Source organism: Hungatella sp. L36, from assembly GCF_014288035.1.
On sequence record NZ_JACOPC010000002.1, the window covers coordinates 401,395 to 420,758 of the forward strand.

Annotated in this window: 22 protein-coding genes and 1 tRNA gene; 16 read left to right on the forward strand and 7 right to left on the reverse strand. The window is 49.3% G+C overall.

Annotated elements, in window-relative coordinates:
- Positions 1-97: 97 nt before the first annotated feature.
- Positions 98-583: a hypothetical protein gene (locus H8S80_RS07445; protein WP_002604275.1), complete on the reverse strand. Its 486-nt coding sequence runs from the start codon at positions 581-583 to the stop codon at positions 98-100.
- Positions 584-710: 127 nt separating this feature from the next.
- Positions 711-1,199: a YbaK/EbsC family protein gene (locus H8S80_RS07450; protein WP_002604274.1), complete on the reverse strand. Its 489-nt coding sequence runs from the start codon at positions 1,197-1,199 to the stop codon at positions 711-713.
- A gap of 124 nt (positions 1,200-1,323) precedes the next feature.
- Here H8S80_RS07450 and H8S80_RS07455 point away from each other — a divergent pair, with 124 nt between their 5' ends.
- From H8S80_RS07455 to H8S80_RS07465, 3 genes are all read left to right on the forward strand, one after another.
- Entirely contained in the window at positions 1,324-3,384 is a 2,061-nt protein-coding gene (locus tag H8S80_RS07455; RefSeq protein WP_117631574.1) for a DNA topoisomerase, read from the forward strand.
- 13 nt (positions 3,385-3,397) lie between these two features.
- On the forward strand, positions 3,398-4,084 hold the full coding sequence (locus H8S80_RS07460) for an acyltransferase (protein WP_002604272.1): 687 nt from the start codon (positions 3,398-3,400) through the stop codon (positions 4,082-4,084).
- Positions 4,085-4,170: 86 nt separating this feature from the next.
- Entirely contained in the window at positions 4,171-5,502 is a 1,332-nt protein-coding gene (locus tag H8S80_RS07465) for a sodium-dependent transporter (RefSeq protein WP_117631576.1), read from the forward strand.
- A 103-nt stretch (positions 5,503-5,605) separates the two neighbouring features.
- On the opposite strand, the gene upp is transcribed toward H8S80_RS07465, so the two are convergent.
- The 3 genes from upp to H8S80_RS07480 form a co-directional block, all read right to left on the reverse strand.
- The gene (gene upp, locus H8S80_RS07470; protein ID WP_029466257.1) at positions 5,606-6,235 is read right to left on the reverse strand and encodes a uracil phosphoribosyltransferase; all 630 of its coding nucleotides are present in this window, start codon (positions 6,233-6,235) and stop codon (positions 5,606-5,608) included.
- 30 nt (positions 6,236-6,265) lie between these two features.
- Positions 6,266-7,591 carry a uracil-xanthine permease family protein gene (locus H8S80_RS07475; protein ID WP_029466258.1) on the reverse strand — a complete coding sequence of 442 codons (1,326 nt, stop codon included), beginning with the start codon at positions 7,589-7,591 and terminating at the stop codon, positions 6,266-6,268.
- Between the two features lie 77 nt (positions 7,592-7,668).
- On the reverse strand, positions 7,669-8,547 hold the full coding sequence (locus H8S80_RS07480) for a polysaccharide deacetylase family protein (protein WP_117631578.1): 879 nt from the start codon (positions 8,545-8,547) through the stop codon (positions 7,669-7,671).
- 130 nt (positions 8,548-8,677) lie between these two features.
- On the opposite strand from H8S80_RS07480, the gene H8S80_RS07485 reads away from it, so the two are divergent.
- The 3 genes from H8S80_RS07485 to H8S80_RS07495 all read left to right on the forward strand — a co-directional run bounded on the left by H8S80_RS07485 (position 8,678) and on the right by H8S80_RS07495 (position 9,382).
- Complete coding sequence (locus H8S80_RS07485; protein ID WP_181987932.1) at positions 8,678-8,815, forward strand: hypothetical protein; 138 nt, start codon at positions 8,678-8,680, stop codon at positions 8,813-8,815.
- A gap of 18 nt (positions 8,816-8,833) precedes the next feature.
- On the forward strand, positions 8,834-9,088 hold the full coding sequence (locus H8S80_RS07490) for a hypothetical protein (protein ID WP_117631580.1): 255 nt from the start codon (positions 8,834-8,836) through the stop codon (positions 9,086-9,088).
- A gap of 147 nt (positions 9,089-9,235) precedes the next feature.
- Positions 9,236-9,382: a hypothetical protein gene (locus H8S80_RS07495; RefSeq protein WP_181987933.1), complete on the forward strand. Its 147-nt coding sequence runs from the start codon at positions 9,236-9,238 to the stop codon at positions 9,380-9,382.
- A 379-nt stretch (positions 9,383-9,761) separates the two neighbouring features.
- On the opposite strand, the gene H8S80_RS07500 is transcribed toward H8S80_RS07495, so the two are convergent.
- Positions 9,762-10,046: a helix-turn-helix domain-containing protein gene (locus H8S80_RS07500; RefSeq protein WP_002604265.1), complete on the reverse strand. Its 285-nt coding sequence runs from the start codon at positions 10,044-10,046 to the stop codon at positions 9,762-9,764.
- Positions 10,047-10,203: 157 nt separating this feature from the next.
- Between H8S80_RS07500 and H8S80_RS07505 the strand changes: the two genes are divergently transcribed.
- Entirely contained in the window at positions 10,204-10,440 is a 237-nt protein-coding gene (locus tag H8S80_RS07505; protein WP_002604264.1) for a hypothetical protein, read from the forward strand.
- A 139-nt stretch (positions 10,441-10,579) separates the two neighbouring features.
- Here H8S80_RS07505 and H8S80_RS07510 read toward each other — a convergent pair.
- Positions 10,580-10,662 (reverse strand) — tRNA-Leu (locus H8S80_RS07510).
- Positions 10,663-10,794: 132 nt separating this feature from the next.
- Here H8S80_RS07510 and H8S80_RS07515 point away from each other — a divergent pair.
- The 9 genes from H8S80_RS07515 to H8S80_RS07555 all read left to right on the forward strand — a co-directional run bounded on the left by H8S80_RS07515 (position 10,795) and on the right by H8S80_RS07555 (position 19,361).
- A complete protein-coding gene (locus H8S80_RS07515) occupies positions 10,795-11,142 on the forward strand; it encodes an anti-sigma factor family protein (protein ID WP_002604263.1) in 348 nt (115 codons plus the stop codon).
- An 11-nt stretch (positions 11,143-11,153) separates the two neighbouring features.
- Positions 11,154-13,796, forward strand: coding sequence for a DNA polymerase I (gene polA / locus H8S80_RS07520; protein WP_117631583.1), 2,643 nt, complete (start codon positions 11,154-11,156; stop codon positions 13,794-13,796).
- Between the two features lie 48 nt (positions 13,797-13,844).
- Positions 13,845-14,429 (forward strand): dephospho-CoA kinase, encoded by a 585-nt coding sequence (gene coaE / locus H8S80_RS07525; RefSeq protein ID WP_337649616.1) that lies wholly within the window; start codon positions 13,845-13,847, stop codon positions 14,427-14,429.
- Positions 14,426-15,223 (forward strand): MBL fold metallo-hydrolase, encoded by a 798-nt coding sequence (locus tag H8S80_RS07530; RefSeq protein ID WP_002604260.1) that lies wholly within the window; start codon positions 14,426-14,428, stop codon positions 15,221-15,223. The genes coaE and H8S80_RS07530 overlap by 4 nt, the downstream gene beginning before the upstream one ends.
- A gap of 18 nt (positions 15,224-15,241) precedes the next feature.
- The gene (locus tag H8S80_RS07535) at positions 15,242-15,514 is read left to right on the forward strand and encodes an ACT domain-containing protein (protein ID WP_002604259.1); all 273 of its coding nucleotides are present in this window, start codon (positions 15,242-15,244) and stop codon (positions 15,512-15,514) included.
- 112 nt (positions 15,515-15,626) lie between these two features.
- Positions 15,627-16,991, forward strand: a complete 1,365-nt coding sequence (locus H8S80_RS07540) for a PFL family protein (protein WP_002604258.1) — start codon at positions 15,627-15,629, stop codon at positions 16,989-16,991.
- A gap of 82 nt (positions 16,992-17,073) precedes the next feature.
- The gene (locus H8S80_RS07545; RefSeq protein WP_025531789.1) at positions 17,074-17,715 is read left to right on the forward strand and encodes a histidine phosphatase family protein; all 642 of its coding nucleotides are present in this window, start codon (positions 17,074-17,076) and stop codon (positions 17,713-17,715) included.
- Between the two features lie 34 nt (positions 17,716-17,749).
- Positions 17,750-18,931 carry a class I SAM-dependent methyltransferase gene (locus tag H8S80_RS07550; RefSeq protein ID WP_117631849.1) on the forward strand — a complete coding sequence of 394 codons (1,182 nt, stop codon included), beginning with the start codon at positions 17,750-17,752 and terminating at the stop codon, positions 18,929-18,931.
- Between the two features lie 85 nt (positions 18,932-19,016).
- On the forward strand, positions 19,017-19,361 hold the full coding sequence (locus H8S80_RS07555) for a phenylpyruvate tautomerase MIF-related protein (protein ID WP_002604255.1): 345 nt from the start codon (positions 19,017-19,019) through the stop codon (positions 19,359-19,361).
- Positions 19,362-19,364: the final 3 nt, after the last annotated feature.

A 19,364-nucleotide genomic window follows, 5' to 3' on the forward strand; every position in this document is an offset into this window, starting at 1 on the left:
GGAAGAGGCAGCTAAAAATGGAGTTAGATCAACTCTTTTTCACTGCCTCTTCTTTTACTTGCTTTTGCCAGGAATGCAATACTTTCATTTGGAATGTTTATGCGATTTTCATTTTGAGTTCATTCACTTCTTTTTTGATTTCCTGAATCATCTGAAGGAAAAGGGCGTTGTTTTCATGATCTAGTTTTACCGTCCGATAATACTGTGTCAACTCATCCATATTTCTTTTGAGCTGTTCCATCTTCGTTTCAAGATTCTCCTGTACTCTGTCAACCTCATTTAATACAAGATTTTCTGATCTGCCGATCTCGGTCTTTATAATATCTTTGAGAAGATTTTCTGATCTGCCGATCTCGGTCTTTATAATATCTTTGAGAAGATTTTCTGACCTTCCGATCTCGGTCTTTATAATATCCTTGAGAAGATTTTCTGACCTTCCGATTTCGGTCTTTATAATATCTTTGAGAAGATTTTCTGATCCACCAATCTCGGTCTTTATAATATCTTGAACAAGATTTTCTGACCTTCCGATTTCTTCTTTCATGATGTCCCTGATTGCCTGCAAATCACTATGTTCTAACATATGAATACCTCCTGATATGGATTACTTGTATCACGTTACCATCTTCAGCCAATGTTAGTATATCATTGTTCATATAAAGAAACAAGCAATTATATCATAAGTTCAACCTGGATAACCTGGACATTCTTTATATGGCCTGTACATCTTTTGCCTTGCAGACATCGATCCATTCCCTTGCCTGTGAATACTTAAAGAGCTCCTCACAGGTAAGCTCAATCGCGGAGCTGGCGCTTCCGGCCGCCGGAAATACGGAGGGGAACCGCTGCATGGAGACATCCAGGTAAGTCGTCACGTGTTCCGGATTGGCGAACGGGCAGACACCGCCCACCTCGTGGCCGGTCAGCATGGCGACTTCCTCGGCGCCCAGCATCCGGGCCTTAAAACCGAACTGTTTCTTAAACCTGGCGTTATCGATCTTCATGTCTCCGGCTGTGACAATCAGGATACAGCCGTTCGTTTCATCTCCATGAAAAGAAAGGGTTTTGGCGATGCGGGCAGGTTCTACAGACAGCGCTTTGGCCGCTAATTCCACCGTGGCACTGGACACCGGAAACTCCTGTACGTCACAGTCTCTGCCATAATCTCTCAGATATTCTTTTACTTTTGCAATAGACATAATAGGACTCCTTCACTTTAACGTAATAAAATAGAAATAGAATTGTTTATAATTGTATCATTGATATTCCGGATTTTCAATGGTATAATAGACGGGTTATGAATAGAAATCAGTGGGGATATACATGTCAAAATCTTTATACATTGCAGAAAAACCAAGTGTAGCACAGGAATTTGCCAACGCGCTTAAGATAAACGGAAGGCGCAGCGATGGTTATATTGAATCGGAACAGGCAATTGTCACATGGTGCGTAGGCCATTTAGTTACCATGAGCTATCCGGAATGCTACGATCCAAAATACAAGAGATGGAGTCTCGAGACTCTGCCTTTTCTACCGAAGGAATTTAAATACGAAGTGATTCCCAGCGTCGAAAAACAGTTTAAAATCGTGAGCGGTCTGCTGAACCGGCCGGACGTGGATACGATATATGTCTGCACCGACTCGGGACGCGAGGGAGAATATATTTACCGTCTGGTGGCCCAGATGGCTGATGTGAAGGATAAGGCCCAGAAGCGGGTATGGATCGACTCTCAGACAGAGGAAGAGATTTTAAGAGGAATCAGGGAGGCAAAAGATGAGACGGAATACGATAATCTTTCCGCCTCAGCCTATTTAAGGGCAAAAGAAGATTATTTGATGGGAATTAATTTTTCCCGTCTGCTCACACTAAAGTATGGGCAGAATATTTCGAATTACTTAAGAACCGGAAAGAACACAGTGATTTCCGTGGGACGCGTCATGACGTGTGTTATGGGCATGGTAATCCGACGGGAGCGGGAGATCAGGGACTTTGTCAAGACTCCGTTTTACCGGGTGATCGGTACGTTCTCTCCTCAGGACATGGATTTTGACGGAGAGTGGAAAAGTGCCCCGGGCTCCAGATATTTTGAATCCCCGTATCTCTATAAGGAGAACGGATTTAAAGAGAGAAAGACAGCGGAAGCCTTAATCGAGGCACTTTCCGCGGTTCAGCCCATGAATGCGGTGCTGCAGGCCATTGAGAAGAAGAAGGAGACGAAGAATCCTCCGCTTCTTTACAACCTGGCGGAGCTTCAGAATGACTGCTCCAAGATGTTTAAGATCAGTCCGGATGAGACCTTGAAGGTCGTCCAGGAACTGTATGAGAAGAAGCTGGTAACGTATCCGAGAACCGATGCCAGAGTCCTTTCCACCGCGGTGGCGAAGGAGATCTACAAGAACATCGGAGGCTTAAAGAACTTTGAACCACTGGCCGGATTCGCGGCCGAAGCACTGGAGTCCGGTTCCTTTAAAGGGATTGCAAAAACGCGGTATGTGAATGATAAACAGATTACGGACCATTACGCGATCATACCGACCGGACAGGGCATGGGGGCCTTACGAAGCCTGTCGCCGCTTTCCGCGAAGGTCTATGAGGTAATTGCCAGACGATTTTTAAGCATCTTTTATCCTCCGGCCATCTACCAGAAATACGCACTGGAGCTGGTTATCGATAAGGAACACTTTTACGCTAATTTCCGCGTCATGCTGGAGGCGGGATACTTAAAGGTGGCGGATGTTTCGGGAAGCAAGAAAAAAACGGATGCCAAACCAAAGGACGGACAGGCGGAGAATGCCTCCGGAGACTCCGAGGAGGGCAGCACGGATTCCACACAGAAAAACATGGATAATCCGGAATTCATCGCCATGCTGGGGACTCTGAAGAAGGGCGCCGTAATCCCGCTTAAGAGTCTGGCCATCAAGGAGGGAGAGACATCACCTCCCAAGCGCTACACCTCCGGTTCCATGATTCTGGCTATGGAGAATGCGGGCCAGCTGATCGAGGACGATGAGCTGCGGGCCCAGATCAAGGGAAGCGGCATCGGTACCAGTGCGACCCGTGCCGAGATTTTAAAGAAGCTGTTCAATATTAAATATCTGGCTTTGAACCAGAAGACCCAGGTTATTACCCCGACACTATTAGGGGAGATGATCTTTGACGTGGTAAACGCCTCGATCCGCCAGCTTTTGAATCCGGAGCTGACGGCCAGCTGGGAAAAAGGGCTTACCTACGTGGCGGAGGGAAGCATTACCTCCGACGAATACATGCAGAAACTCGAGAATTTTGTCGCTGGACGCACGGCCAATGTATTAAGGCTGAACAATCAATACGGCCTTCGGGGCGCTTTTGATGCGGCGGCGGCTAATTATAAAAAAACAAAATAGGAGACTTAAGACCATGAAAAAAGAAGATATGCAAATCCAGGACTTATTTGATACCAGCCATACCATAGCAAAACTTTTATTTGAAAGAAACACGTATCCGTGGGAGATCCTCCCGAAGATCGGTGAGTATATTACCTCCCTCGGCGAGCTGCTTCCGGAAGACGAATACAACCGCATGGGCAAATCCATCTGGATTCACAAATCCGTCAAGATGCCGCCGACCGCGTGTCTGGCCGATAACGTAATCATCTGTAAGGGCGCACAGATCCGTCACTGCGCATTTATCCGCGGCAACGTCATCGTTGGTGAAGGCGCCGTTGTGGGAAACTCCTGTGAGTTAAAGAACGTTATCCTGTTTGACGGCGTTCAGGTACCGCATTACAACTACGTAGGCGACTCCATCCTGGGCTATAAGTCACACATGGGTGCCGGTTCCATCACCTCCAACGTGAAGTCTGACAAGACTCTGGTTAAAGTCCACGCAGAGGATGGAGATATCGAGACCGGATTAAAGAAATTCGGCGCAATCCTGGGTGATTTCGTGGAAGTCGGCTGCGGCTCAGTCTTAAATCCAGGAACCGTAATCGGACCGAAATCCAATATCTATCCGCTTTCCAGCGTGAGAGGCTGTGTTGACGGCGGCTGCATCTACAAGAAGCAGGGCGAAGTGGCAGAGAAACGCGAAACAGAGGAAGCATAAGAAAGAAGGCCGATAAAAAGGCCGGGAAAGAGGCCGCCCAATGAGGAAGGCCAGCGATAAAATCAAGGAGTAAGGTACAAAGAGACATGTCAGAAAAAACACATACTGCGGGGAAGAACGGCAAGTTCGGCTCGCGGCTTGGATTTATACTGGCCTCCGTGGGCTCTGCGGTCGGAATGGGGAACATCTGGATGTTCCCCTACCGCGTGGGGCAGTACGGAGGCGCAGCTTTTTTACTCGTTTATTTCGGATTTATCTTTCTATTCGGTATGGTAGGGCTGTCGGGGGAATTTGCATTCGGAAGACTGACTGGGACCGGACCCATCGGTTCTTACGGCTATGCGCTGAAGAGCAGAGGGAGAAGAGGCGGGGGACTTCTTGGCGCCATCCCTCTGATCGGTTCTCTGGGAATCGCGATCGGTTATGCGATTATCGTAGGCTGGGTGCTCCGTTACCTGTTTGGCTCTCTGTCGGGAGTTATGATGGGGATGGAGGCAGAGGTCTATTTCTCCCAGGCGACCGGCCATTTCGGCAGCGTACCGTGGCATTTCATGGTGGTGGTAATCACTATGGTGGTGCTGGTGGGCGGTGTCCTGAAGGGGATCGAGAAGGTCAACCGCATTATGATGCCTGCATTTTTCATCCTGTTCGTGATTATCGCGGTGCGGGTGTTCTTCCTGGACGGCGCCCTTGCCGGGTATGAGTATCTGCTGATCCCGCGCTGGGAGCTTCTGCTTAAGCCGGAGACGTGGGTGATGGCGATGGGACAAGCATTCTTCTCCCTGTCGATTACCGGATCTGGAATGATCATATACGGCAGTTATTTGGACAAGAAGGAAGATATACCGAAGGCGGCCATGACGACCGCTCTGCTCGATACGGTGGCGGCCCTGCTCGCAGGCTTTGCCATCATTCCGGCGGTGTTTGCGTTTCAGATGGATCCGGCCAGCGGTCCGCCGCTCATGTTCATCACGCTTCCCAAGGTTTTCGCGCAGATACCGGCCGGAAGATGGGTGGCCGTTCTGTTTTTCTTATCCGTGCTGTTTGCAGGAATCACGTCCCTCGTCAACATGTTCGAGGTGTGTGCGGAAGCGGTTCAGACTCATCTGCATTTCGACCGGAAGAAGGCGGTTCTTCTCGTGGGATGTCTCGTGTTCCTGATCGGACTTTTCATCGAGTATGAGCCGTATATGGGGTCCTGGATGGATATGATAACGATCTACGTCGTGCCGTTCGGAGCCGTGCTCTGCGCGATCATGATCTACTGGGTTCTGGGAATAAACAGGATCGGAGAGGAGCTGAATACCGGCCGGAAAAAGCCGGTTGGGAAGCTGTTTTGCTTTGCTGCAAAATATATTTACGTGGGACTCGCCGTCCTGGTGTTTATTATGAGCATTGTATACAAAGGAATTGGATAAGAGAAGATTAAAAAGAAACGCCAGAACCGGCATTTGCCGGAACTGGCGTTTCTTTTTTTGGAACTTATTTTACAGCTTCTGTCAGCTTTACAGTTTTATTGTCTTATTTCGTACCGAAAATTCTGTCTCCGGCATCTCCCAGACCTGGGCAGATGTAGGCGTTCTCATTTAACTGGCGGTCGAGATGGCCGACATAGATCTGAATGTCCGGATGGGTTTTGTGAAGGCGTTCCAGACCTTCCGGAGCGGCGATGATGGCCATGAACTTGATGTTCCTTCCGCCGTGTTCCTTGATGAAATCCACGGCTGCGACGGCAGAACCGCCTGTAGCCAGCATGGGATCGGTTACCACGATGGTTCTCTGCTCAATGGGGTTCGGAAGCTTGCAGTAGTACTCGTGAGGCTCGTGTGTGACTTCGTCGCGGTAAAGACCGATGTGACCGACTTTGGCAGAAGGAACGAGAGCGAGTATTCCGTTCACCATGCCGAGGCCGGCACGAAGGATAGGAACGATGGCCAGCTTCTTCCCTGCGATCATGGGAGTCATACAGGTCTCGATCGGAGTCTCCACCTCAACCTCCTTTAAGGGTAGGTCTCTTAAGGCCTCGTAGCCCATAAGCATGGCGATCTCTTCGATCAGAGCGCGGAACTCATTGGTGCCGGTTCTTTTATCCCTCAGGATAGAGATCTTGTGCTGGATTAACGGGTGGCTGAAGACAGTTACATTTTCAATTGGATATTCCATGGTATATGAATCCTTTCTTTAGTTTTTTACAGTATCGGCTGCCTGAGGCAGTATGATATTCATGAGGACTCCGATTACAACGGCGATGAAAAGGCCGGAGATGTTAAGCGTTATGGAGCCTGCGTGGACATTGAGTCCGCCCATCTGTGCAAAACCGAGGCCGAATACAAGGATCAGTCCGACGATGGTTAGATTGCGGCTGTGAGTGAAATCAAGATCCGATTCCGCGAGAGAGCGGATTCCGACTGCGGCGATCATACCAAACAGCATAACTTCTACGCCGCCTTTGACCGGGCCCGGAATAGTCTGAAGAATTGCGCCTACCTTACCAAAAAGGCCGAGGATGATCGCGAAGATGGCGGTCACACGCAGAAGACGCGGGTTGTAATTCTTTGTAGTGGCCAGAACACCGGTATTCTCCGAATACGTGGTGTTGGCAGGTCCACCGACGAATCCGGCGAATAAGGTTGCGAGTCCGTCGCCCATCAGGGTTCTGTGGAGACCCGGATCCTTTAAGAAATCTTTTCCGACAACCGTACCATTGGTGGTAACATCACCGATGTGTTCCATAAAGGTAACACAGGCGATCGGTGCGATGGAGAGAATGGCGCCCAGCTCAAATTTCGGAAGAGACATAAAGGGAACTCCATTCATATCCTTTGTCACAAAGGGGATATTAATCCATGCTGCGGACGTAATGGCGGAATAATCCATATGGAAGACTCCGACCGCGCCCAGAATAATACACAGAACGTATCCTGCGGCGATTCCGATTAGGATCGGGACCAGTTTGAAAAAACCGTGTGCGAATATGGAACAGAGGATTACCACGAAGAGCGTAAACAGGGCGATGCCCAGGTTTAAGGCGATCTCAGAGGTAAGGCCGTCCGCCAGGCTTAAGCCGCCGGTCGCATCACCGATCGCGGTGCTCGCCAGGTTGATACCGATGACCACGATCACGGGCCCTGTTACAACCGGAGGAAATACCCTCTTGATCTTGTCCGCTCCGATTAAAAACGCAATCAGTGCAAACAGCAGATAGATCAGACCGGCAAAAATAATTCCACCCTGTGCTAAAGGAATGTTTTCTGCAACCACAGCACCTTCCGGTCGAATGATGGCGCTTAATGCGGCCAGAAATGCGAAGGAAGAGCCGAGAAAAACAGGAACCTTAAACTTAGTACAGCAGTGGAATATTAAGGTGCCCACACCTGCGGAAAACAGTGCGAGCGATGGATTGAGACCGGTCAGCAAAGGAACCAGAACCGTCGCGCCAAACATGGCAAACAGGTGTTGGATGCTGAGCAGATAGTCTCGTGTTGTCAGTTGCGTTTTTTCACTCATTTTGCTACCCCATTTCATATCTTTGTATTTTTCCGTACTATTTTATCAAATATGGGGTTAAATAGCAACTATTTTCACTATTTTGTGTCAGGAGTGTACTTTATTAGAGCATAATCGCCAAGAGCATGAGGTACCGGTATGGAAACATAGATGGTTCCCTGCTCCTCATAGCTGAACACTTCCGGAAATTTCACGGCTTCGTCAGAGTTCTTGGAGGTGGTTTTCGGCGCCTTCCATGGGAAATCTGCGCGGCGGAACATCTCGGTATACGTCTCAATGTCCGTGTCATTCTTAACCTTCATCAATTCTTTTTCCAAAGCGGTATCCGCGTCCGCAAACTGGCAGTCACCGGACAGCACATAACCGGCCAGTGTATAAGGGTCCGCGTAGTTCGTGAGCCCCATGTCTTCGCCGAGTGCGGTGTCAATGGTATTCGTATAGAAGAGACTGACCGGATGCGCGCCGCCCTCCGGCATGTAGGAACCTGTATAAACAGCGGTCAGGCGTCTGCGGTCCGCAGAGACAACCCTGCATTTCACGGTGAGGGAATCCTTGCTTTCATTCACGCCATAGGCCTTGATGAATTCCAGCGCATGCTCGTTTAGCAGCTTGTTGATCTTTTCCTGTACGGCAGCCTTGCTCAAATTAGAGACAACCGGGTATTCGACGGAAATGTTTCCGGTGGTGTAGGTGTGTATGGATGTGGTGACGCTGGAAGCGCTGTCTGCCTTCTTCGAGTCATCTTTTTTCGTTTCGCCGCCAGCCGCATCTGTGGTCTCTTTGTCCGCGGCCGTCGTCTCTTTCGTCTCTGCCGCTGTCGTGGTGGGAGACATGGTCTCCGCCGCCGTGGTGTGGGTGCTTGTCAAATCTGTTTTGTCCTGATTCTTCTTACCGCATCCTGCAAGTGAAAGGGCACAGACGAGTGAAAGGGTGAGAATAACCGTATATCGCTTCATAAAAAGCCTCCTTTATCATTTGAATTCGATAGGAATAGTATACCATAATGGTGGGGAAATGTATTGCAGAATTGCTTAAGATTTTGTTTCGATGTAATTAGTTTCTTATGAAGTGTATGCGGAAAGGGGCTTGCCGTGTTATAATGAGCTGGGTAAAGATGGTGAGAAGAGACTGGGGCTGATATCGTATCTTGATGTCACCTCAGAACAGGTTCCCCATCCGGTAAATGTGGAATGCGCCGATTCCATAAAAAAGCAGGATTATTGAGAAAAAGGAGAATTCTATATGAAAGAAACAGTAATAGGAATTGTAACGTTCCTGGTGTTTTATTATTTTAATTTTATTATTTTGGCAGGAATAAGCTCTGTGCTTGTGCCGGGAGGCGATGCATTTATAAAGTCTTATGTCGATCCGGTTTACAGTGGGATTGCGGCTCTTGCGGCCATTGTAATTGTCTGCACCTGTATGATTATGAAAAAACTGGATGAGGTATCGAGAGAGCTAAAAAAAGAAAAGGACGAAGAAAGTGAAAACGTCTGAGAGAAAATAAGGAGGGAGATTAAGTGGAACACGAAGCAGAGAAGAATAACAGGAAGGAAAATTCAACAGACGGCATTCTGCATATAGCCGAAATACCGTATGAAACAGGGGAGGCTTGAGGATGAGGAGGTGTATGAGCAGAAAACTATGAAAAAAATCACATTAGGTATCGCAATACTGTTATTTGCAATTGTGCTGGCGCTCTGTTCGTCCGGAATGGACTGGCTGATTCTAATCGTGGGAGTGGCCGGGCTTCTGTTTTCCATTGCCGGCTTTTTCGACAAATCAAACTGAGGAGGAGACGTATTACGGTGAGTATAAGATCATCGGAAACCGGGCAGTTACATATCGGGATTTGGACGACGGTCCCATATCGACGAGTAAAAGCATCAATTATCAGGATCGGGAGATCGCATATCTTCAATACGGTTTCATATACAGAGAACTGTCGCTTTTTGAATATAAATGTATGAAGATGAGGGGGGTACCATACCGATTACAGGGATGAAGGAATTGGTTTTTCTTTAAACTCAGATCATCTGGAGGAATGCATCGCAGCGCATTCCAATGAACCTTATTACGGCAGTCAGACAGGCTGCAGCGTTTCTCTGCGGGACATGCAGCCTGGTTATTAACAGCAGCCCATAGTAGAGTCTGCGTATCATTTGGAGTCTTATCTGCTTTTCATAGCCTTGATCAGTGCCAACAGTGCGGACTTTTCATTCTGCGTCAGCCCGGACAGATCCAGACTGTCCTTCTGCTCTACGCCTAAGAGGTAATCCGTGGATACTTTAAAAATCTGTGCAATGTGAATCAAAACATCGTAAGACGGCAGGCGCAGGCCGGTTTCGTAGGCACTGATTACGGATTTTGTCAGCCCTAATTTCTGGGATAATTGGGCTTGTGTCATTTCTTCATGTAATCGTAATGTTTTTAAGGTGTTTCCAAAGTCAACCATATCAATTCTCCTTTTTTCAGTAGTTTACTACATATGGTATGTTTATATGGTGGATTAAATATTCATATAGTTGACCGAATTTAAGAAAAGCTGTATACTTTTTATACCAGGAGCCGGTCGGGATAAGATAATTGACAATGGAGGGGGAGTACATACAGTGATAAAAAAGCAAATTTATAATTTAGAGTTTACCGAAGAAGAATTACAGATGATCTATATGGTTTTCAGCAAGCTGGAGAATAAATGTTTTGCAAAATGGCGTTCCATGTGGCCGGATGACGGCGAAAGAGCAAGCGCAGAATGCACAAAGCAATGGTTGATGCTGGGGAAAGTGGAGAGTATAAAGGACCGTGTGGCCAAGCCGCTGGGGTTAAGCGTCCGGAAAGAATTATAGAACGGTATCATAGAACGGTATCGCGTTTCAAGTAAAAGGGAATCTGCTGCATTCGGCGGGTCCCCTTTTTTAATAGAAAAAAGGACCAAAAATAACGCAGATACGTTATTTTTAGTCCAATTCCCTGCCAAGGGTGTAGTGCCGGCTGCGGGACTTGAACCCGCACGGTGTTGCCACCAATGGATTTTGAGTCCACCTCGTCTGCCATTCCGACAAGCCGGCGTAACAATCACAGCGTTGATTATTTTATCACAGGATTTTCCATTTGGCAAGTGTTTTTTATGATTATTAAATTGAAAATGGTGGAAATATATTGTATGATAGATAGAGATTTGTGGAAGGAGGTGTCCGGAGGTGACATGTAAAGAAGCGGAAAGCCTTGTAATGCCTTATATTAAGAACGAACTGACTGATGAAGAACTCTTTGAATTTCTGGAGCATATTGAACATTGCCCGGAATGCAGGGAAGAGCTGGAGATATATTTTACTGTTGACGTGGGAATCCGGCAGTTGGACTCCGAGACGGGCAATTACAACATCAAGGGAGCGCTTGAGACAGCGATCGAACAGTCAAGGGAAAGACTGGAAGCCGTTCGGCTCGTTAAGATCGTGCGCTATGCGGTATCCACACTCAGCGTTATGGCATTAATTATTACGGTCCTTCTGCAGTGCCGCATCTGGCTGCAGTCGGGACTCATCTGACAGGAGAGAACATGGACAAAGAGAAAATAGTATTAATAGACGGACACAGCATCATGAGCAGGGCATTCTACGGAGTTCCTGAGCTGACAAATTCAGAGGGGCTCCATACCAACGCCGTATACGGATTTTTGAACATTATGTTTAAGATTCTGGAAGAAGAGCAGGCAGACCATGTGGCGGTGGCCTTTGACCGAAAGGAACCCACATTCCGCCATAAGATGTTCGAACCGTATAAGGGAACGCGAAAACCCATGCCGGAGGAGCTTCACGAGCAGGTGGATTTGATGAAAGAAGTCCTCGGCGCCATGGAGGTGCCCATCCTTACGATGGCAGGCTACGAGGCCGATGATATTCTGGGAACTGTGGCGAAAGAAAGCCAGGCGAAGGGCGTGGAGGTGGTCGTGGTATCAGGTGACCGCGATCTGCTCCAGCTGGCCGACGAGCATATCAAGATCCGGATTCCAAAGACCAGCAGGGGCGGTACGGAGATTAAAGACTACTATCCGGAGGATGTGAAGAATGAGTACCATGTGACTCCAACGGAATTTATCGATATGAAGGCCCTGATGGGAGATTCCTCCGACAACATTCCAGGAGTACCGTCCATCGGAGAGAAGACGGCCGCTGCCATTATAGAGGCATACGGAAGTATTGAGAACGCTTACGCCCATATAGAGGAGATCAAACCGCCAAGAGCGAAGAAGTCACTGGAAGAGAATTACAGTCTCGCACAGCTGAGCAAGGAGCTGGCAACGATCAATATAAACTGCGGAATAGAATTTTCCTATGACGATGCCAAAGCGGACAACTTATATACACCGGCCGCTTACCAGTATATGAAGCGTCTGGAGTTTAAATCACTCCTTTCCCGTTTCTCGGATACGCCGGTAGAGAGTCCGTCGGCGGAGGCGCATTTTCAGATGGTCACCGATTTTGGAGAAGCGGAAGCCATCTTTGCCGCCTGCAAAGCCGGGGCGAAGATTGGCCTGGAACTTGTGATCGAGGACCATGAGCTGACTGCCATGGCGCTCTGCACAGGAGAGGAAGCCACCTACTGTTTCGTCCCCCAGGGCTTTATGCGGGCGGAATATCTGGTAGAAAAGGCAAGGGATTTGTGCAGATCATGCGAACGGGTATCTGTGCTTAAGCTAAAGCCGCTGCTTCCATTTTTGAAAGCCGAATCAGACAGCCCGCTGTTTGACGCCAGTGTGGCTGGTTACCTCTTAAATCCGCTTAAGGATACGTATGATTACGATGATCTTGCCCGTGATTATCTGGGCATGACCGTCCCGTCCAGAGCCGATTTATTAGGAAAACAGACGATTAAAAAGGCGCTTGAGAGCGATGAGAAGAAGGCGTTTACGTGCATCTGCTACATGGGCTATATCGCCTTTATGAGTGCGGACCGTCTGACCGAGGAGCTTAAGAAGGCCGAGATGTACAGCCTCTTTACCGATATTGAGATGCCGCTGATCTACAGCCTTTTCCACATGGAGCAGGTGGGAATCAAGGCGGAGAGAGAGCGGCTGAAGGAGTACGGAGACCGTTTAAAGGTGCAGATTGTCGCGCTGGAGCAGAAGATTTATGAAGAAACAGGGGAAACCTTTAATATCAATTCTCCCAAGCAGCTGGGCGAGGTTCTGTTTGACCATATGAAGCTGCCCAATGGGAAAAAGACGAAATCCGGTTATTCCACGGCAGCCGATGTGCTGGACAAACTGGCTCCCGATTATCCGGTGGTACAGATGATTCTCGACTATCGTCAGCTCACCAAGCTGAATTCCACCTATGCGGAAGGTCTGGCCGTCTATATCGGGCCGGATGAGAGAATTCACGGGACTTTTAACCAGACCATCACGGCTACGGGAAGAATCAGCAGTACGGAGCCGAACCTTCAGAACATCCCGGTTCGTATGGAGCTGGGACGTGAGATTCGGAAGATATTCGTGCCGGAGGATGGCTGTGTCTTTATCGACGCCGACTATTCCCAGATCGAGCTTCGTGTCCTGGCGCATATGTCCGGAGATGAGAGGCTGATCGGAGCCTACCGCCATGCGGATGACATTCATGCCATCACGGCATCCGAGGTCTTCCATACGCCTCTGAACGAGGTGACGCCGCTGCAGAGAAGAAATGCTAAGGCGGTAAACTTCGGAATCGTGTACGGTATCAGCTCCTTTGGACTGAGCGAGGGCTTAAGCATATCCAGGAAAGAGGCGACAGAGTATATCAATAAGTATTTTGAGACGTATCCGGGCGTTAAGGAATTCCTGGACAGGCTTGTGGCGGACGCCAAAGAGACCGGCTATGCAGTCAGCATGTTTGGCAGAAGACGTCCGGTGCCGGAATTGAAATCTACCAATTTTATGCAGCGCTCCTTCGGGGAGCGTGTGGCCATGAACTCCCCGATTCAGGGAACGGCGGCCGATATCATGAAGATCGCAATGATACGTGTGGATCGTGCATTAAAGGCGAAAGGCCTTAAATCGCGCATTGTTTTACAGGTTCACGATGAGCTTCTGATCGAGACGCAGAAGGATGAAGTGGAAGCGGTAAAGGCGCTTTTGGTGGACGAGATGAAGCATGCAGCGGATTTATCAGTTTCTCTTGAGGTGGAAGCGAACGTCGGAGATTCCTGGTTTGACGCCAAATAGGACCAGGGCGTTTATTTGCCTTACAGGAGAGAGGGAGAAAAAGTGAGAGTGATAGGACTGACAGGCGGAGTCGGCGCCGGGAAGAGCCGGATTCTCGATATCCTGCAGACAGAGTACGGAGCAGAAATTATTGTCGCCGATCAGGTGGCGCATGAGCTGATGGAACCGGGGCACGAGGGCTACGAGATGGTCGTCCGCGCCCTGGGGAACAGCTTCTTAAAACCGGATGGCACCATTGACCGTCCGCTGCTTTCCACACTCATTTTTCATGACCAAAATGCGCTTGAGACGATGAACGAAATCATCCATCCGATGGTATGGAAAACGATCAAAGATAAAATTTGTTCTTCACAAGCGGACTTAATTGTGGTAGAATCTGCAATTATGGGCAGGGAACAGGATGACATCTACGATGAAATGTGGTATGTTTATACATCGGAAGAGAATCGTATCAGGCGCCTGAAAGAAAACAGGGGATACAGCAGAGAGCGTTCCCTAAGCATTATGAAGAATCAGCTGTCGGATGAGGAATTCCGGGAACTGGCGGACCGGGTGATTGATAACAACGGGACCGTGGAAGAGGTAAAAGCCGGGCTGGAGGCCCTATTGAAAGATAAAGGACGGGAAACATGAGACTGGTAAGTATAGCGAGCGGAAGCAGCGGAAACTGCATCTATGTTGGTTCGGACAACTCCCATATTCTGGTGGATGCCGGCATCAGCAATAAGAGGATTGAGCAGGGCTTAAATGAAATTGGTTTAAAAGGCAGCGAGCTCGACGGAATCGTCATCACGCACGAGCATTCTGATCATACAAAGGGACTGGGAGTCCTGGCAAGAAAATACGGTGTTCCTCTCTATGGAACAAAGGAAACGCTGGAGGAGGTATCAAAGCAGAAGTATCTGGGAGAGTATCCCAGAGAGCTGTACCATCCCATCTGTCCGGATGTGGACTTCTTCGTCGGTGATCTGGAGGTAAAGCCTTTCTCGATCGATCACGACGCGGCAAATCCGGTGGCGTACCGGATCCAGCATGACCATAAATCGGTGGCGGTGGCGACGGACATGGGGCACTATGACCAGTACATAATCGATCATTTGCAGGGACTCGATGCGCTTTTGCTGGAATCCAACCACGATGTCAACATGCTGCAGGCAGGACCGTATCCTTACTACCTGAAGCGCCGTATTTTAGGGGATCACGGCCATCTCTCCAATGAGAACGCCGGACGCCTTCTGTGCTGCATTCTGCACGATAATTTAAAACGGATTCTGCTTGGCCATTTGAGCAAGGAAAATAATTATGAGGAGCTGGCTTACGAGACCGTAAAGCTGGAGATTACAGACGGAGATAATCCATTTAAGGCGTCCGATTTTTCGATCGCGGTTGCGGGAAGAGACAGGATGTCGGAAATTATCACTATATAAAAGAGGAGAAAAAGCAGCATGAAGAAAACCATTATCACAGTAGTTGGAAAAGACACCGTAGGGATCATTGCAAAGATTTGCACATACCTGGCGAACAACCGGGTGAATATCCTGGATATCTCACAGACCATCGTACAGGATTTCTTTAATATGATGATGATTGTCGACACGAACGACGCCACAAAACCTTTTGGAGAGCTTGCCGATGAACTGGAACAGATCGGAGACGAGATCGGTGTTAAGGTAAAATGCCAGCGCGAGGATATTTTTACCAAGATGCACCGTATCTGACAGCAGCGAATGCTGTACCACTCTGCGTTTTCGAAGAAACTTACGGAGCATTTTGCCAGTACTGCACTTCGGAATGAAAGAATAAGCATAAGAAAAAGGATGGGCCCCCGATATGTTGAATATGTTTGAAGTAAATGAAACAAATAAAATGATAGAACAGGAGAAGCTGGATGTCAGAACGATTACCCTGGGCATCAGCCTTCTGGACTGCAGCGACAGCGATTTAGATGCGGTCAATGAGAAGATCTATAACAAGATCACCACTACAGCTAAAAATCTCGTCGCAGTCGGCAGAGAGATTGAGCGCGATTTCGGCATCCCGATCGTAAATAAGAGAATTTCCGTTACCCCGATCGCCATGGTTGGCGCGGCGGCCTGCAAGAGTCCGGAGGACTATGTGACCATTGCAAAGACCCTCGACCGGGCGGCTCACGAGGTTGGCGTAAACTTTATCGGCGGTTATTCCGCTCTGGTGAGCAAGGGTATGACCGACGCGGACGAAAGGCTGATCCGTTCCATTCCGCAGGCGCTTGCCGTTACGGAGCGTGTGTGCAGCTCTGTCAACGTGGGTTCCACAAAGACGGGCATCAACATGGATGCCGTGAAGCTGATGGGCGAGATCGTGCTGGCGACGGCGGAAGCAACGAAGGAGTCTGATTCTCTGGGCTGCGCCAAACTGGTCGTCTTCTGTAATGCACCTGATGACAATCCGTTTATGGCGGGCGCGTTCCACGGCGTGACGGAGGCCGAGTCCATCATCAATGTGGGCGTCAGCGGACCGGGTGTTGTAAAGACCGCCATCGAGACGGCGAGAGGAAAGGATTTTGAGGTCCTCTGCGAGACTATCAAGAAGACGGCGTTTAAGATCACGAGAGTCGGACAGCTGGTGGCTCAGGAGGCCTCCAGACGCTTAAATATCCCGTTCGGCATCATCGATCTGTCCCTTGCTCCGACTCCGGCTGTCGGCGACAGTGTCGCTGAGATTCTGGAAGAGATCGGTCTGGAGCGTGTAGGCGCTCCGGGAACGACGGCGGCTCTCGCCATGTTAAACGATCAGGTGAAGAAGGGCGGCGTCATGGCTTCCTCCTATGTAGGCGGCTTAAGCGGCGCATTTATCCCGGTCAGCGAGGACCAGGGGATGATCGATGCGGTTTCCATGGGAGCTTTGACGATCGAAAAGCTGGAAGCGATGACGTGCGTCTGCTCCGTAGGCCTCGATATGATCGCGATCCCAGGCGACACACCTTCGACGACCATAGCTGGCATTATTGCGGATGAGGCGGCTATCGGTATGATCAACCAGAAGACAACCGCTGTCAGACTTATACCGGTGATCGGAAAGACCATTGGGGATACGGTGGAATTTGGCGGACTGCTTGGCTACGCCCCGGTTATGCCGGTCAATCCCTATTCCTGTGAGAAGTTCGTGACCCGCGGAGGCAGAATTCCGGCTCCAATCCACAGCTTTAAAAATTAGGATTAAATAAAGAAAGGCCCAGATGAATGAACACCCATCTGGGCCGTACTTAACAGAGAAGAGAAATTGGGAGGAAGATCGGATGAGACTGTATCTGATTCGTCATGGCCGCCAGTGCAGCCAGCTGTGCAACGTTAATGTGGATTTGGCTTTAGAGGGCTTCCGACAGGCGGAGCTTTTGGGAGAACGTCTGGCAGGAGAGAAGATTGAAGCTGTATACTCCAGCCATTTGCTGCGGGCGTTTCAGACTGCGGAGACGGCAAACCGCTTCTGGAATGTGGAACACATTGTAAAGGAGGAGCTGCGCGAGATCTCCTTCGGCGAGATGGAAGGAATGTGCGACGAGGATATTGCGGTAAAATTTGCCGCATTTAAGAAGGAACAGGAAAAGATGGAAGCCGACTTACCGTATCCGGGCGGAGAGTGTGCGGGAGACGTGATCCGGCGGGTGATGCCGGTATTTCGTGAGATTGCTGAGAGCGGTTATCAGACGGTTGCGGTAGTCACTCACGGCGGTGTAATCCGAAGCATGACCTCCGCATTATTAGGCATGGAACCGGCCAGATACCGGCTTCTCGGGAATTCACTGGAAAACTGCAGCATTACCGAGGTGGCCTATAACCCGGGCAATGCGCGCTTTACCGTGGAACGTTTTAATGATTACGCGCATTTGGAGCCGCATCCGGAGCTCTTAAGAAGCAGCTGGGTATCGGCGGAGAATTAAGAGGACAGGGGAATATTTTATGGAGCAGAGCAGTATGGTTCTGGAAAAAAGAGAAGAGGTTAAGAAGATCTTTGAGGACTTTTTAGACGACAGCCTGCTCAGGATAATCCTGAGCAATCCGGCCTTTAAGGACGGTGCAGGCCCGTGCAAAGCACTGAAGGTCCGGGTACGCCCGGTTATGCTGAAAGGCGGCATGGTTTTCCAGGCGGAAGAACTGACGGAGAAACAGGCATTTCACCGAAATCTGACGAGAGAAGAAGGCGTATCCTACTTGCTGGGACTGATGGAGAGCGGTTTTAAGCAGGCAGAGGTGGAATCGTCCAGGGGACAGGCCCGTGTGTTGGTTGGCAAGAAAGGGACTGTCACGATTAAAGTTAAGAAAAATCAGCAGAAAATGGTGGCGGCTCCGAACGTGGCCTCCCACAACCGGCAGAAGCGCTATATCCTGGAGGAAGGAAAGCATGTTGCATTTCTGGAGGACTTAGGTGTCATGACGGCCGATGGTAAGGTCGTCCGTTCCCGCTACGATAAGTTCCGCCAGATCAACCGTTTTCTGGAATTTATCGAGGACATTCTCCCAAGACTGAACAAGAGCAGGGAAAATGTAATCATCGATTTTGGATGCGGAAAATCATATCTGACATTTGCCATGTATTATTATCTCCATGAGCTGAAGGGCTATGAGGTGCGCATTATCGGACTGGACTTAAAGCAGGACGTGATCGACCACTGCAACCGCCTAAGCGTGGCCTATGGCTTCGACAAGCTGAAGTTTTATCACGGCGATATTGCTTCCTACGACGGCGTGGACCATGTGGACATGGTTGTGACGCTTCACGCCTGCGACACGGCTACGGATTACGCCCTGGAAAAGGCGGTAAAATGGGATGCCTCCGTGATTCTCTCTGTCCCCTGCTGTCAGCATGAGCTGAATAAACAGATGGACAACGAGCTGCTGCGCCCGGTGCTCCAGTACGGGCTGATCAAGGAGCGTATGGCAGCCTTATACACTGATGCCCTCCGGGCGGAGATCCTGGAAAACAGGGGCTACCGGACTCAGATCCTGGAATTTATCGATATGGAACACACTCCGAAAAACATTCTGATCCGCGCGGTGAAACAGGGCGGGCCGAAGGACAACCGGAAAGAGATCGAGGATATCCTGCAGTTTTTGGGGACGGAACAGACGCTGGCCGGGCTGCTGCTGGAAGAATAAAACCGGGCTGGAATTACGGAAATCAGAATGGCATTTTCTCTTTGACTGTGGTATGATAGAGAAAATTATAGGAAGGAGTAAAATTATGCCATTTATTAATTCCAAGGTAAGTGTGCCGCTTACGGACAGCGAGAAGGAAACGCTGAAGGGTAAGCTGGGACAGGCAATATCCCTGATTCCGGGGAAATCAGAAAGCTGGCTGATGGTTGGCTTTGAGGACAATTATTCTCTTTATTTCAAGGGGAAGAATGATACGAAACTGGCTTATGTGGAGGTGAAGATTTTCGGCGGAACTACGGATGAAGCTTACGATAAGCTTACGGCCAGACTGTGTCAGATCTATGAGGAGGTGCTGGGGATTCCTCAGGATAAGATTTACATCAAATACGAGGAAGTGGAACACTGGGGCTGGAACGGCGCCAATTTCTAGGAG